Source organism: Brevibacterium sp. FME17, from assembly GCF_014897515.1.
Taxonomy (GTDB): domain Bacteria; phylum Actinomycetota; class Actinomycetes; order Actinomycetales; family Brevibacteriaceae; genus Brevibacterium.
The window spans coordinates 215,161-229,037 of sequence record NZ_JABUYD010000003.1; the positions used below are offsets into that span (position 1 = coordinate 215,161).

Annotated in this window: 10 protein-coding genes and 1 pseudogene; 3 read left to right on the top strand and 8 right to left on the bottom strand. The window is 64.4% G+C overall.

What is annotated here, in order from left to right; all coding sequences use genetic code 11:
* Positions 1-23: 23 nt before the first annotated feature.
* From INT40_RS04635 to INT40_RS04640, 3 genes are all read right to left on the bottom strand, one after another.
* Positions 24-1,646: an ABC-three component system protein gene (locus INT40_RS04635; protein ID WP_319021936.1), complete on the bottom strand. Its 1,623-nt coding sequence runs from the start codon at positions 1,644-1,646 to the stop codon at positions 24-26.
* A gap of 112 nt (positions 1,647-1,758) precedes the next feature.
* Positions 1,759-2,010: an ABC-three component system middle component 6 gene (locus tag INT40_RS21310; protein ID WP_413463548.1), complete on the bottom strand. Its 252-nt coding sequence runs from the start codon at positions 2,008-2,010 to the stop codon at positions 1,759-1,761.
* Positions 1,994-2,938, bottom strand: a complete 945-nt coding sequence (locus INT40_RS04640) for an ABC-three component system protein (protein ID WP_193095610.1) — start codon at positions 2,936-2,938, stop codon at positions 1,994-1,996. The genes INT40_RS21310 and INT40_RS04640 overlap by 17 nt, the downstream gene beginning before the upstream one ends.
* Positions 2,939-3,313: 375 nt before the next feature.
* On the opposite strand from INT40_RS04640, the gene INT40_RS04645 reads away from it, so the two are divergent.
* Together INT40_RS04645 and INT40_RS04650 are read left to right on the top strand one after the other, a co-directional pair.
* Entirely contained in the window at positions 3,314-3,658 is a 345-nt protein-coding gene (locus tag INT40_RS04645; RefSeq protein WP_193095611.1) for a sulfate permease, read from the top strand.
* 83 nt (positions 3,659-3,741) lie between these two features.
* Entirely contained in the window at positions 3,742-4,755 is a 1,014-nt protein-coding gene (locus INT40_RS04650) for a DNA-processing protein DprA (protein ID WP_193095612.1), read from the top strand.
* Positions 4,756-4,844: 89 nt separating this feature from the next.
* On the opposite strand, the pseudogene INT40_RS04655 reads toward INT40_RS04650, so the two are convergent.
* The 3 genes and pseudogenes from INT40_RS04655 to INT40_RS04665 all read right to left on the bottom strand — a co-directional run.
* Positions 4,845-5,849 (bottom strand): annotated as a pseudogene (locus tag INT40_RS04655) (C-terminal helicase domain-containing protein); the annotation flags it as partial.
* Positions 5,850-5,931: 82 nt separating this feature from the next.
* Complete coding sequence (gene sigJ / locus INT40_RS04660; protein WP_193095613.1) at positions 5,932-6,861, bottom strand: RNA polymerase sigma factor SigJ; 930 nt, start codon at positions 6,859-6,861, stop codon at positions 5,932-5,934.
* Positions 6,862-6,976: 115 nt separating this feature from the next.
* Positions 6,977-8,530: a cytochrome b gene (locus INT40_RS04665; protein WP_226830803.1), complete on the bottom strand. Its 1,554-nt coding sequence runs from the start codon at positions 8,528-8,530 to the stop codon at positions 6,977-6,979.
* Positions 8,531-8,861: 331 nt separating this feature from the next.
* On the opposite strand from INT40_RS04665, the gene INT40_RS04670 reads away from it, so the two are divergent.
* Positions 8,862-9,164 carry an antibiotic biosynthesis monooxygenase family protein gene (locus tag INT40_RS04670; RefSeq protein WP_193095615.1) on the top strand — a complete coding sequence of 101 codons (303 nt, stop codon included), beginning with the start codon at positions 8,862-8,864 and terminating at the stop codon, positions 9,162-9,164.
* Between the two features lie 45 nt (positions 9,165-9,209).
* Here INT40_RS04670 and mobF read toward each other — a convergent pair whose 3' ends face one another.
* Entirely contained in the window at positions 9,210-12,665 is a 3,456-nt protein-coding gene (gene mobF / locus INT40_RS04675) for a MobF family relaxase (RefSeq protein ID WP_193095616.1), read from the bottom strand.
* Positions 12,666-12,845: 180 nt separating this feature from the next.
* Positions 12,846-13,841, bottom strand: a complete 996-nt coding sequence (locus INT40_RS04680) for an EamA family transporter (RefSeq protein ID WP_226830804.1) — start codon at positions 13,839-13,841, stop codon at positions 12,846-12,848.
* Positions 13,842-13,877 lie beyond the last annotated feature (36 nt).

The window sequence follows — 13,877 nt, forward strand, 5'->3', positions numbered from 1 at the left end:
GCATGCGTGGAACGGCGATCGGGTCAGCTGAAGCGAAAGCCGAAGATTCCACCATCTTCGGTTGCATCAGTGAGCCTCGTAGACATGATGTAGGGCTCCGCATCAAAGGCACCCTCACTCTGCGCTTCCACAAGGTCAATAAAGTCAGAGTTCAGGGCAGCAATGTACTGGAACCCATGCGCCTCAGCTAGACGTGCCCCGATATTCAAACAGGACGCGATCTGACGGCCGTCGATGGCATCGAACAGGTGGCTATCATGAACCAAAATGCGCGGAGCGCGACTGCTCTTGATCGCAGCGATCAAGCATACGATGTCGAACATGAAAGTCTCGACACTTCGCACACCGGTACTGGCGTCCCCCGAGATGTGCGGCGTTACCTTCAGAATGCCCTTGTCCGTCGGCGCAACCAAAAGGCTTGCGTCGCGATCAGTGTAAATTTCTGCGCCAAGCTCGCCAAACAACGATATCGACTCGTCCAGCGAATCTGATCGCTCATGCAGTTCTGCACGGACGGCCGTCACAAGTTCTGCGGTCTTCAATTTAACTTGATCGCCGATTTGGCTGATAGATGCAGCTGCTTCAACTCTTCGCTCAAGGTCGGCGACGTCGGCCTCCAACTTGGCGAGGTCTCGTTGCGCTGCAAGGAAAGTGTCGAGGGCGACTGTTTCACCGAGCAGACGCAATACTTCAGAGCGTTCTGCGTCGAGGGTCTTGCGCTCCCCGTCAATTGCCACGAGCCGTGCCCGGACAGAATCCAGCTCCTGTTGCAAGAAGAACCGGCGGTTGCGCACAACGGACTGGTGGAACTCGGACACTTCCTCGTAGCGCCGCCCAACAAGGTCAGGGAGCACAACACCGAGTTCCCCATAGACGCGTTCGAGCTTGTCCCTAAGCGCATCATCTTCGGCTGGATCAACTTCGTCCCGGAGAGCAGAATCTAGCTCGCGACTGCGGCGCTGGAGAGCGAGTCCTTCATCATTGAGTTGTTGAATCGAACCGGTGAGATTATCAGCCCGGCGCTGATGTTCGGCGTATTGCTCATCGACCTTGAACGCACTGAGCGACTCCTGCGTTCGATCGCGTTGGCGACGCAGGTTTGCGAGCTGTGCGCGCAGCTTCGGCTCGTCAAGCGATAAGTGCGCGATGGCACCTTCTTTTACTGCCTTACGAATGGCTTTGCCCTGCTTGGTCAGTTGATCCACGTCGCCCGACTTCGCGAGAGTCTCCGAGGAAAGTCCAAGCAAGTGGCCGATCCGCACACCCGACTCCCAGTCGGCCTCCGAGTGATGCACCTTAGTAGGATCGCCAAAGTAGCTACGTACCAGTTGCCCCCAGAGCTGACCAGACGTAGGTCGTGAAACGGCTTCAGGGATGTGGAACAGGTACTGCGCTTGTAAAGCCTTCCACTCATCAACCGGGATGGGCTGGCGTTCAGCGACCGCTGACCAACCACTTACCTGTACACGAGTTCTCGGAGAAACTGGCCTCGTCACGGTTACATCTTCTTCACCCGATCCGTCGGCTGAGGGAAGGCGAAACGCCAGCGTGAAGGAATGCTCTTCGAGTTCAGGAGCCTTGAACTCCGGCGGTAAATCACCACCCATGACGTAACGAATTATCTTGACGAAGCTCGTCTTGCCCACGCTATTTCTGCTATCACCCTGCTCGGAGGATTCAGTGCGGTCCGCAACCAGGATGTTGAGCCCATCGTGGAAATGAACGGACTTGAACCTGTCATCGGAAGACCTAAGGGAGCTAAGAAACACTCGCCCTCCTCAGATGGCCCGACGGCGCCCACTCCACGAGGTTGATCGCGAACAGCGATGCGAGGGCGAGTGAGAACCAGTCAAATGTGATGTGATCGGTGCGTCCTTGGTTCTGAACACGAGCGATGTACTGCTCCCATAGGGCAGAGACAGACTTTGGCGTTTCAAGGGCTTCGAGTAGTTCAGAGCCAACGGTGACGAGGGCGCGCTGGGTGGACACTCCCTTAGTTGGCAGCAGCATGTGCGCTCCCGAGGCCTACTGGCGGCATTTCGAAAATGTGGCAGGCATCGAAGAAGTAGGAAACGACGGCGTACGCGGCGTTGGCCCGCTTCGCATCCATACGAAAGTTCGCGCCCGCGACCGCGACGTAGATTCGTTCCAAGACTTCGGCGGGCGTAGCGGCGACCCGCCGTGCCGCTTTGTAAATTTCGGCGAAGCGTTCGCCGTGCGAATCATATAGAGATGGATTCGAGGCGTCTGCGTACCATTTGTCAACGCGTGGTGCCATCAATCTGCCGGCGTTGAACTCAAGCCGAGAACCTTCGGGCAGCTCGTTGAAGTCCATTTTGCTAGGCGGCACAGGCCGGATGGCTGTCACAACATCTTCGCCATCATCACTCTCACCAAGAGAGTCCAGTAGTGGCAGAAGATCCGCAAGTTCAAGGTCCTCGACGCCGGGCGCACCCGGAAACAGCTCATTTAGCACGTCCTGTGAGAACGTGCTCAACGCCTTGTTCCAGAGATCATCAGGAGTCCAGATCCGCATGGAGAGCGGGCGCACCGAACCTTCGCTGTGCTCCTGCTGGAGTGCGGCAAAGGTTTTCAGCGTCTCCGGCCCAATCGGTGCGTTGGTCACGAAGATCCAAGTATGGAAGGACGACCACGATTCTCTTCCCCGGGCGAAATCAGAGTTCAGTTTCGCCTGGAGTTCACGCTCGGCATTGCGCCCTGGGCGCTGCCCGTAACACGCGTAGAATATCCGGCCCATGTCAGCAAGTCCGTCGCAACCGCCGTCGCCCAGCGTCCCTGCGGGCGCGGGGTTGACGAAATCGTCATGAAAGCGAACAAGAAGGCGCGTCACGTAATCTTCGAACTGCGAACCGGAAACCAGGCACGACTGCTGATGACGAAGGTGGTACCACTCGCGCCAGTTGGAAGTCAGTAGCATCGGTGCGCCCCCTCCCTCGTTAGTGAACTCAGCTTCTGACCTGGTCACCGTTAGGTTTCCGAGGCACACCCGGCCGGCGGCGAGCGAGCCGGGGTGACGCTGGGACGGACGGTGCGTCAGCGAACGGCACCGAAACTGGCGCCTAACCGGATGATATCAGCGGCTTCCGACGACGATCCGGCGACACGCGCCTCCTCCCCCTCTGTAGCTCCCCTCACTCCATGCTCTTCCGACGCGCTCACAACCGCGGTAACATGGGGTGTAGGCGGCCTCTACCTGCTACGCCACCGTCGGATGCGGTGGCACGACCGGACGGCCTCGGCCGGACGTCCTCCTTGATTCCTTGTCGCCGGAGATGAGGAGAGGACTGCGCTCATGTTCCGCTCGATCTGGGTCGCCAGCGCCCACACCCGCTACTTCCTACGCCGGTACATGCCCACCAACATCGCGCTCGACGCGATTCGTACCCGGCGCGGGTTGAAGTGGGGTGTCCCGGCGATGCTGCTGGCCGTCCCCTACCTGTACGCCGCGAGCCTTCTGACCGTGCTGATTGACGACGGTGCTCCGGGCTGGCTGTACCTGTTGGTGCTGTTGTTTATTTGGAACGCGTTGAAGTTCGCCATCATGGGACCGGTCAGTGTCGTCCTCCTGCTCCGCGCTCGTGCGGCTGAGTGGCGACAGCGCCGGGCGACAGGTCGCTCGGTCGAGGCTCTCGTCTGACCTTCCGGAACCGATCGGCGTCGAAGCCGGTAGCGAGGCGTCGCGCACCTTCTCGGTGATATCCGACCGAGAAGGAGCCGATCATGGCCGCCATTGCTGACCTGCCCCGAGACGAGCGCACCGCGCGCGTCGTGCTGTCGATGATCGTCGAGCCCGATGACTCGATCACTGGACGCCTCCTCGCCCGCGTCGGCGCGGTCGAGACAATCCGGCTCATCGACGGTGACGGCGCGGTGCCGGGCATGAACCGTGTCGACGCGCGCATGTGGCGTGATCACCTCACCTCGACGGCCGGGACCGATTACTTGGCCGCACGCCTCAAGGTCGCGGAGCAGACAGGGCTCGACGTCCTCGTCCCTGATGACAAGGACTGGCCCGTGTCCGTGAACGACCTGGGCGACAGGGCGCCGTATGTGCTGTGGACGCGGAGCGCGACCTCGTTGCTGGCCCGTCCGTTCACGGATCGGGTGACGCTCACCGGTGCCCGTGCGGCCACGGCGTACGGCGAGCACATTTCCGGATCGTTATCCCGCGACCTTGCCGCGCGCAGGAGTGTGATCGTCGCCGGTGGCGCGTACGGAATCGAAGGTGCCGCGCACCGGGCAGCCCTCGCAGCAGGCGGCGAGACGATCGCCGTGCTCGCCGGTGGCGTTGACCGGCCCTACCCGGCCGGGCACCGCGAGCTGCTGGACCGTGTCGGGGATGCTGGTCTCCTGGTGAGCGAACTGCCGCCCGGCGCGACCCCGACACGACAACGGTTCCTCGCTCGCGGCCGGATCATGGCTGCCTTGTCGGGAGCGAGCGTGGTCGTCGAGGCCGGCGCTCGGTCGGGTTCCTTGAACGTCGCCGCCGAGACCCGCCGGCTGGGGCGCGGGGTGGGTGCAGTGCCCGGACCGATAACGAGTGTGACGAGCGTTGGACCGCATCGTCTTCTTCAAGAGGGCAAGGCCCAGATCGTGACTGACGCCTCCGACGTTGCACGTCTACTTGGTGCCGGAACATCACCATCCGGCGCACATATGGATCATTCTGTTCCGGCGCGCGAGTTCAGCTATCGGCCGACGCACGGTGCCGAGCCGCCGAGCCGCTCCATCTGAAGCCCGCTCCGTCTCGGAACTCAGCCGAGGCTTCTCGCGCAGGCGGTGCGCCTCCTGTTTCTATCGCGCCAGCGCATCCGGTGCAGAGGTCACAGGCTCAGGTCGCGCGCCGGCCGGCGCGCGGGCCGGCGATCGGTGCTGGTCTGCACCTGCGCGGTCGTGAGGGTTCGGAGTGCGGCTTCGACTCGTGCTCGGTCGATCTTCTGTGCCGTCGTCTCGGGTGGGGCGCCCAGCGGAGCGTCGTCGGTGATGCCGTACCGGTCGCGGTATGCGGCGATGACGCGAGCGTGATGCCGCCAGACTGTTGCCTTGCGCTGGTCGCGTGACGGGGTGCCAAGGGCAGTCGCCCATGTTGTCTGGTCGTCCAGCGCAGTGTCGAGTAGGGCGTCGGCGCGGGCTTCGATCAGTTCCTGCCGCTCTTCCAGGGCCTGGTGCATGTCGCCGGTCGTCGGGCCGTCCGCACGCGGGATGAGCCCGGCAATCAGGCGTGGGGTCTTGCGGGTGCGGCCGGAACCGGCGGGGCGTGCGGTGGCGCGGGTGACGCGGTGGTGGAGGACGGACGCGAGGTCGTCGGAGTCATCCAACCCGCGCGCTTGGACCAGGCGTGGGAACAGTCGGTCCATGTCGTGGCGGTTCGCCTCTGCCCTGCGTAGCTCGGCGGTGAGCGACCCGAACGCCTCCGACTCGATGACCATCTCGGACTGTTCCTCGGTGAGCCCGGAGACGCGGATAAGGGTGGTCCAGCGGTCGTGCTGGGCTGCGGCGGCGATGGTCTCGTACTCGGCGGCGAGCTGCGCGATAGAGCCCCAGGTGTCCTGTTCAGCGGTGATGGTCTCGTGGGCGGAGAGCTCGGCACCGGTGTGCTGGAGCACCCCGTAGAGCACGGACCGTGCGGTGGCGTCGGGATTGTCGCCGGGGTGCGGGTGTGCGTGGTCGTCGGGGCGGTCAAGGATCACATACGCCTGATTGGAGGCCCGGCCGCGGGTCATGGCGACATACAGATTCTCCCGGGTCGTACTCGGCTCCACCAGCACGTGGGCGGTGTCGGTGGTCACGCCTTGGGCACGATGCGCGGTGACCGCGTAGCCGAGGTTCCCCAAACACACCCACCTGTGATCGTGCGCGTGTGCGCAGTTCCAGTCTATCGCAGCGGCCTGATTGGGAGCGTGACCGGCGCTACGCCCAGACTTCGAGTTTCTGGGGGTTGCGGATGGCCCAGACCTGCTTGATCTTGCCGTGGTTGGTCGCGGCGAGTGCGAGGACAGCGAGGGTGTGGTCGTGGGCGTCGGTTGCGACGAGTCCGGGTTCGCCGTTCACGAGTTCTTCTCGGATGATGAGGTCGGGCTGTCGTTCGTACACGCCGAGCAGGAACCGGGCGACGGCTTCTGGCCCGTGGAGGGGTTCGAGCGCTGCCGAGACAAGGCCGCCGCCGTCCGTGACAGCAGTCGCCTCGGGGTCGAGCACGTCGATGAGGGCTGCGAGGTCGCCGGTCTGCCAGGCGGTCTTGAACGACTGCACGGCTGCGGCGTGCTCGGATGCTGGTACGGGGGTGCGTTGTTCTTCGCGCACGCGCCTCCGGGCGGATGAGGCGAGTTGCTTGCACGCGGCGGGTGTGCGTCCGACGATCTCCGCGATCTCGGGGAACGTATATCGAAACACGTCGTGGAGGATGAACGCGACGCGCTCGGCGGGTGTCATGGCTTCCAGCACTACGAGCAGCGCCATCGAAACAGAGTCGTCCAGGGTCACACGGTCGGCGGGATCAATGACCGCCTCTGCCTGCTGGCTGCTCCACTTGCCCGCTGCGGGGAGGGGTTCGGGCAACCACTCTCCGACGTAACTCTCTCGTCGCGCCCGAGCGGTTTTGAGCATGTCGAGACCGATGCGGCTGGCAGTCTTGACCAGCCATGCTCGGGGGTGGCTCACGGCGCGGCGTTCGTGCTCGCTGAGGCGGTACCAGCGGATGTAGGTTTCCTGCACGGCGTCTTCGGCGTCGGCGAGGGAACCCAAGAGGCGGTAACTCAGGCCCATCAGGACGCTTCGCTCGCGGATCGCATCGACCAGTTCGGGAGGCTCAGGGTGTCGAGAGGTCACGGGGTCAGACATCGTTCCTCCCTCCTGACGCATCGTGTTGGCCGGGCATCTGTCTTCCTATCGCATCATCTCTCATTGAGAAGTAGACGAGATAGCGCTCCGAAGTGTCAGGCGCACCGATCAAGGTTCACGAGTCGTCCACCGTTGGTGACCTCTCGGCGGCTTGGCTTCGGCCTGCGTGAGGGGCAGACGACCCGCTATCCAGAGCCGCTACCTCGTCTGGCTGTGGCGGAACGATGCGGTCCTCGAAGAACCAGCGGGAGATGCGGGCGCGGAGGCGACCACGGAATCGGATGCGGCCCTGCTCATCGGGTCTGAGGGTGAGGGGTTCGTAGGTTTCGTAGTCGATCAGTTTCCATCGCGTGTAGGCATCGACGGCCCTGTGGACCTCGGAGTACTCGCCCTCTGGTGAACGGACGATCCTGCCAGTCTCAAAGCCGTGCAAGACGATCTCGCGGTCTTTGCGTTGCAGCCCGAGACAGATGCGCTTGGTGAGAATGAAGCCGACTACCGGCCCCAGGAAAAACGCCACTTGCAAGGTGTGGATCAGGGCTTCGTTGCTGAGGGAGAAGTGCAGCGCAATCGTGTCACTGCCGCCCGCGATCCACATCACGCCGTAGAACACGACCCCGGCGACGCCGATGCCGGTGCGGGTCGGCGCGTTGCGTGGCCTAGTGAGCAGATGATGCTCGGCGTTGTCTCCGACGACCCAGCGCTCGATGAGCGGATAGATCATCGCCGTCAGGAAGAACAGACCACCCACGACAAGCGGAACGACGATCGCGGGCGTCCAGGTGCGGTCGAGGAACACGAACTCCCATCCTGGTGGCACCAACCGCTGTGCGCCGTCGAGGAACGCGAGGTACCAGAGCGCTCCACCACCTGCGGAGGCGACCGAGGGGTCTGCTGGCCCATACGTCCAGACCGGGTTCACCTGCGTGGTCGCGGCCATCAGCGTCAGCACGCCGAACACGATGCAGAACAACCCGCCGCTCTTGACCAGCGCCACCATGAACGGCCGACCCACCACATTGTGCTCGGTTCTTCCTGGTCCTCGGAACTGGGCGGGCTTATGCCGCAAATGCAGCATCCCGATGACTAGCAGAAACACGACGATCACGGCGGGCAAGATGAGCACATGCAGCGGGTAGAACGTATCGACTGCGCCGGTCGGGAACCGGCCCTGAAAGACCAGCGCGGAGAGCCAGGTACCGATGATCGGAATGCCTTTGAGCAGTCCGTCCATCACCATCAGGCTCGTACCCGACAAGGCATCGTCGGGCAAGATATGGCCGGTCAAGCCTGCGCCCATGCCCGCCAGGAGGATGCCGAACCACAACAGCCACGTCAGTTCCCGAGGCTTACGGAATGCTCCGGTGAAGAAGATGCGGAGCAGATGCAGCATGACCGCCGCGATCATCACCGATGCGCTCCAGTGGTGCAGTTGCCGCATCAGCAGCCCGCCGCGCACCTCGAACGAGAGATGCACGGTCGATTCCAGCGCCCGTGACATCTCGACGCCGTGCAGCCCCTCATAGGCTCCGTCATAGACAACCGGGGTCGTTGACGGATCGTAGAAGAACATCAGGAAGACACCCGACAGTGAGCAGATCACGAAACTTGCCACCGCGATCTGCCCGAACAGCAACGACCAATGATCCGGCACGACGCGCTTGCGCAACGATTCAAGTCCCCGCGTGAGGCTCGTCCTCTCATCCAACCACCGCGTCACTCGACCTGTGACTAACGCACCTTTCCGTCCTGAACCGCGCAATGGCATTCCTCTCTCGCCGGGTGATGGGTGTCCGAAGAGTTGACGAGGTAGGCGGCGCGAACGTCAGGCCTCCCAGCGACGGCAGCGCCGATCTGACACTCCAAGGGGCTGCGTCGTCTACACCACAGAGCGAGCGATCCGCGCCCGCTCGCGGCTCTCCCGGCAGACACCTCCACGAGATGCCTCCGAGAGCCGACCGCGCCCGCCCGGGCACGGAACACCGAAGAAGGAGGAAACCATGTCTAACCCCGTCACGTTCATCAATGTGGTCGACGTCGATCCGGCCAAGCAGCAAGAAGTGATCGACCTGCTGACCGAGGGCACCGAGAAAGTCATGTCCAAGCGGCCAGGGTTCATCTCGGTCACGCTGCTGGCGAGCCTCGACAAGAGCCGCGTCATCAACGTCGCCCGTTGGGAAAGCGCGGAAGACGTCAAGGCCACTCAGTCTGATCCCGAGGCCGCCGAGTACGCCAAGCGCACCGCCGCTCTCGCCCAAGCAACCCCAGGCCTCTACACGGTCGTCGGTGAGTTCACCGCCTGACCATCACCGGGCGGGCAGCCGGGCAAGGACACCCGGACTGCCCGCCTACAGCCCCCGTGTCGGCCCGTCGCGGCGCGGAGTACTGCGGTGCTGGTCGTGCTCGAACGAGTTGCTGATCTGCCGCTCACGCTGCGCTACTTGCTGCCGCTGGTTCTTCTGCTCGGCGCGTTTGGCCTCGATCAGTCGGGCGGCATCGTTCACCGGGAGGTTGCGGAGTTCGTCGGCTTCGGCGCGAAGCATCGCGGCCTGGGTCGTGGCGTCTCGCGCCGCGCGGTGCGGCTTGGGGGTGCGCATGCCGAGATGGAGGCGGCGGGCTTGCTCGGCTCCGTACTCGCTGACCAGCAGCGCTCGGCGTTCCTGGTCGTGCCGCTGCCGCACCACATCACGGTCACCTCTTGCGGCTTCGACCTGCTGAGCGGCGTCGATCACGCGGGAGTCGGCCTCGGCGCGGCGCTCTGCCTGCTGTGCTACCCACCTCGGTAGCGCCTCGGCGGTGCGGGGTGGCTCGCCCCAGGTCTCGCGCACCCGTGCCCGAACTGTCCGGGTGCGCTCGCTCGCGTCGCGGTGTTCGGCGCGGGCCTTGCGCCTGTCGAATCGCCCGGCGGTGGCGAGTCGGCCACTGGCAGCAGCCTCGCGCTCGACGGCGGCCAGGTAGGTGTTGCCGTCTGCCTCGGCCTGCGCGACGAGCGGTTCCGCAACCTTGGCCCGGATGCGCTCGGCCTCCTCCTCGGTGCGGCGGAGCACGTCGGCGTGCTCGTCGTCTTCGGCCTTGTGGGTGGAGCGTTGGGCGTCGAACCGGGTGGCGGTCTGCTCCCACCGCTCCGCCGCGCGTTCTGCGCGTTCGGCCTCAGCCGTGAGGCGGCCGAGTTCGTCGGTGACCAGGCGCACGGGGCCATCAGCGACGAAGCCGCGCACCGCGTCGATGGCTTGGGCGGTGGCGTGGTCGAGGCCCCGGTCTGCCGGGTCGCGTTCCATCGCCTCAACGAACTGCTCCCGCGCATGCGCCATATCCTCAGCGACGACGTGGAGCCGGTTCTGTTCGCGGCCCCTCGTCATGCCGACGTAGACACCTGCCGCGCTCGTCGCCTCCGACAACACCGTGTGCGAGACATCGACGGTTGCACCTTGAACGCCGTAGGCAGTCGCAGCATACGACAGGTGCGCATGCTCTCCCACGTACTCAGCAGGGAGGGCGACCGTGCGCAGGTGCTTCCGGTCGTTGCCGACCTCGCGCGCGTAGACGGTGCTCTCGTCGGTGACGCGCTGCACGATCCACTGTTGCCGGTTCGCCACGCCGAGGTCGCTGCTGTTCTTCCGGGTCTGGATCAGGTCGCCAGCGCCGATGCTCACCCCGTCGCTGCCGGTCGCCGTCACCGCATCATCAACCTCGCCGCGCTCGACCCGCCCGCCACGGATGCGCTCGTTCAGCCCTGCGGCTTCGTCGTTGGTGGAAACGGTGATCGCTTCCCCGTCGTGGGTGTGGACGGTGATGTGCTCGCGGGCCGCATCCTCGTTGGCGTGCAGGGTCACGAGGTTCATCGCGGCGAGGCGGTCGAACACGTCGCCGGGGTGCTCGCGGTCGCGCATCGCCAACGTCAACGCCGCGTACTCGGGGTCGGTGAAGCGGTGGAGTTCGGTCATGTCGTAGGTACGGCCCCTGATCTGTGCGGCCATATCGAGCACCCCGCCACGACCGACAGTGGGCAACTGTGCCCGGTCGCCCACGAGCGCGACCGACGCCCCTGCCTCGGCGGTGACAGTCAGGAGGGCGTGGGCGGTGTCCTGGTCAAGCATCCCAGCCTCGTCCACGATCACCCGCTCACCCCGCGACAGCATCGCATCACGGGGCGGGCCGGTGTAGACGTTCCCGGTTGCAGGGTCGGGGTCGCCGGTGTTGAGGCGTGTCCATACGCCGTCGTCGTTCCATCGCCACCCGTGCGCGTAGACGAGCGCGGCGACGGAGGTTGCGCGTACGTTGAGTTCTTCGTGGGCGACTTGCGCCGCACGGAGCGTCGGCGCAACCACCCGCGATGCTCTGCCGTGCTCTTGCGCGACTTGGACGGCGACGCCGAGCATGGTGGTCTTGCCCGCACCTGCCGCGCCTTCCACGATCACGAGCGGGTCGGTCGAGGCCACGGCAGCGGCGGCGACGGTTTGCCCGGGGTCGAGTCCGGCTGCTTGCGCGGCGTCGGTCACGTCGGGGTGCTTCGGTTCCCGCTCCGGTGTCGCGGTGGTGAGCTGGTCACGCAGCGCGGACTCGGCAGCAACGACACTGAGGCTGGTCAGGTGCGCGACATGCTCCGGCGTCGCCACATCCGGCGGCAGCACCGAGAAGCAATCCTCGGTTGCAAATCCGGTTGCCAGTGCAATGAACTCGCGCAACTCCGCCTGGCTTGCTTGCACGCCCGCTTCGGTAGTGATGCGGGTGACGTGCTCCTGCACCGTGTGGCGTGTCCAGGTCGATGCAGCGGCAGCGCTGCGATCCAGCGCACGACTGGCGACCTGCTGCACGCTGAGGTCTTCGAGTGACGCCGGTGCAGGCGACTCGTGCTGCTGCACGCGGTCGGGGTCGTAGCCGGCCTCTCGCAGTTCCTGCTGCCACCACTGCTCATCTTTGAGGTCTGTCGGCTTCTTGCCGGGGCGCTGGTGCGCCCACGCGATCCCTTGCAGACGGGCCGACATGACCGGGCCGAGTGCAACGCCTGGATGCGCCTGCTCCCACTCGGCTTCGAGACGATCAAGGTTCCGATTGATCTGCGCCGACCGCTTCGACATCACCTGGTTGAACGGCTCCAACTCGACCACTTCGCCACTCACGGGGTCGAGCGTCAGACCGTGCCGGTGCAGCGTCTCGGCCAACTCAGGGTGTGCGGCGATCACAGCAGTTCCCATCGCGCGGATCGCGCCCTGCTGCTTGAACAACGCGGCGGTATCCAGTGCCCGCCACTTCCCGGCCGCGAAGACTCTTGTGCCGATCTGCATATGGATATGCCGGTGCGGATCACCCGCACGGCTCGTCTTGTGGCTGATGCCGACGACCTGCATGTGCTCGATCGGCACGACCTCGACCCGGCCACGTGACCCCACACGGGTGACGGAGTGCTCGCCGAGCCAGCCGCACATCTCTGACAGTGCGTCCTGCTGCGCCCGGTCGAGGGCTTCCGAGACTTCCGGGTGCAAGGCTGCGGCGACCGACAGACTCTTGGGCGAGTTGATCGTCATCTCCATGAACAACGGCGACCCCTTGCGGCCCTCACCGGGCTGCCGTGGGGTGCCCATCGACTCGCCAGTGTCGGGGTTGATCCAGTCCACCCACCCCTCGTACTCGTCCGCCGACAGCGACCGCGCCGTCGTGACGTCGCCCGCGCCGTTAAGGACGGCGTACTCGGCGATGGCGTCGTCTGCGCCGAGGTAGTACTCGTCCGCGCGGGAGCGGTCGGCCTCGACGTACCGCCGCGCGGCAGCACCGTTCCCACGGAACGGGATCACGCCGCCTTTCATCCGCTGCCTCCCTCATGAGTCGTCTCATGAGGGAGGTGCGCTCAACGGCCCCGCCGTTGCATACGTGCATCAAGTTATTCGGGCGTGATGACTCAGGGCGTCGGTGAGGCTGCGGCTCAGAGAGAGGCGGCGAATTGGAACCTGCTGTCAAGCAAGAGCGGTTGTGCGCGGTCTGCGGGTTTATGGAGTACGACGGCGCGGGCTTGAGAGCGAGGCTTGGCGCGATGCGGTGGTTTTTCGCTTGCCGGAATGTGTCTTGAGTGGCCGAGTCGCGGAGTCGATGTCTCCCCATTTCACGAGGACGATGCCACCGACGATGATGGTTCCGCCGAGCATCTGCAATGGTGTCAGGGTCTCTGCCAGGAGTATCCATGCGGCGATAGCAGAGAACGGCACCTCGGTCAGGTTCACGAACGACCCGACTGTTGCTCCGAGATAACGCAGGCCGATGATCCCGAAAACATAGGCCCCAACGGTGAAGACGATCAGCAGCAGCGCCGGAACGATCCAGGAGACACGTAGGCCAGCGAAGTCGAGATCGGAAGTGACAAACCGTGCGGGCATGATCTGGCTGATGTTGGCGAGTACAGCAGCGAGAGCGCCGATCCCCATGCCGAGTCCGGTAAAAGCGATCGGTGGCAGTTTGATTGTGTGGTCTGACGAGACCAGGAAGTAGGAGGCGAAGCACGCGGCGGCGGCCAGTGCCATGAGGATACCGATCCAGCTCAATGAGGCGTTTCGGAAGTCGAGTACGAGCACGACACCGAGTAGCGACACGATTACCCCAACACTGGTAATGAGGCCGGGGCGTTTTTGGGCGCGGGCCCAGAGCCAGAACACGATGATGAGAGGTGCCCCCATCATCTCCAGCAGAATCGCCACGGCGACGCTCAGGTGCTCAAGCGCGAGGAAGAAGAACGCTTGCACGCCAGCCATCGACACGACCCCGTAGGCAGCCACAGTCTTCCAGTTGCGTCGCACCTCACCCCAACGCCCCCGCAGCGCTACCACCGTCGGCACGAGCAGAATGAGCGCGGCCCCTGTCAGTCGCATCATCACCACGGAACCAGGTGTCCAGCCGATCCCGTAGAGCGCCTTGGCAACCGGGCCAGCCACAGCGAAGAAGAACGTGGACAGCAGCATGCACATGAACCCGAGGATCACACCACGTCGCATCGGCAACCTCCTCCCGCACCTCCATCACCGAGAAAG

Bases quoted from the DNA above. Each gene is read 5' to 3' on its own strand.
- INT40_RS21310 (WP_413463548.1), bottom strand. From the start codon at position 2,010: ATGCTGCTGCCAACTAAGGGAGTGTCCACCCAGCGCGCCCTCGTCACC.
- INT40_RS04640 (WP_193095610.1), bottom strand. From the start codon at position 2,938: ATGCTACTGACTTCCAACTGGCGCGAGTGGTACCACCTTCGTCATCAG.
- INT40_RS04645 (WP_193095611.1), top strand. From the start codon at position 3,314: ATGTTCCGCTCGATCTGGGTCGCCAGCGCCCACACCCGCTACTTCCTA.
- INT40_RS04650 (WP_193095612.1), top strand. From the start codon at position 3,742: ATGGCCGCCATTGCTGACCTGCCCCGAGACGAGCGCACCGCGCGCGTC.
- sigJ (WP_193095613.1), bottom strand. From the start codon at position 6,861: ATGTCTGACCCCGTGACCTCTCGACACCCTGAGCCTCCCGAACTGGTC.
- INT40_RS04670 (WP_193095615.1), top strand. From the start codon at position 8,862: ATGTCTAACCCCGTCACGTTCATCAATGTGGTCGACGTCGATCCGGCC.
- mobF (WP_193095616.1), bottom strand. From the start codon at position 12,665: ATGAAAGGCGGCGTGATCCCGTTCCGTGGGAACGGTGCTGCCGCGCGG.
- INT40_RS04680 (WP_226830804.1), bottom strand. From the start codon at position 13,841: ATGCGACGTGGTGTGATCCTCGGGTTCATGTGCATGCTGCTGTCCACG.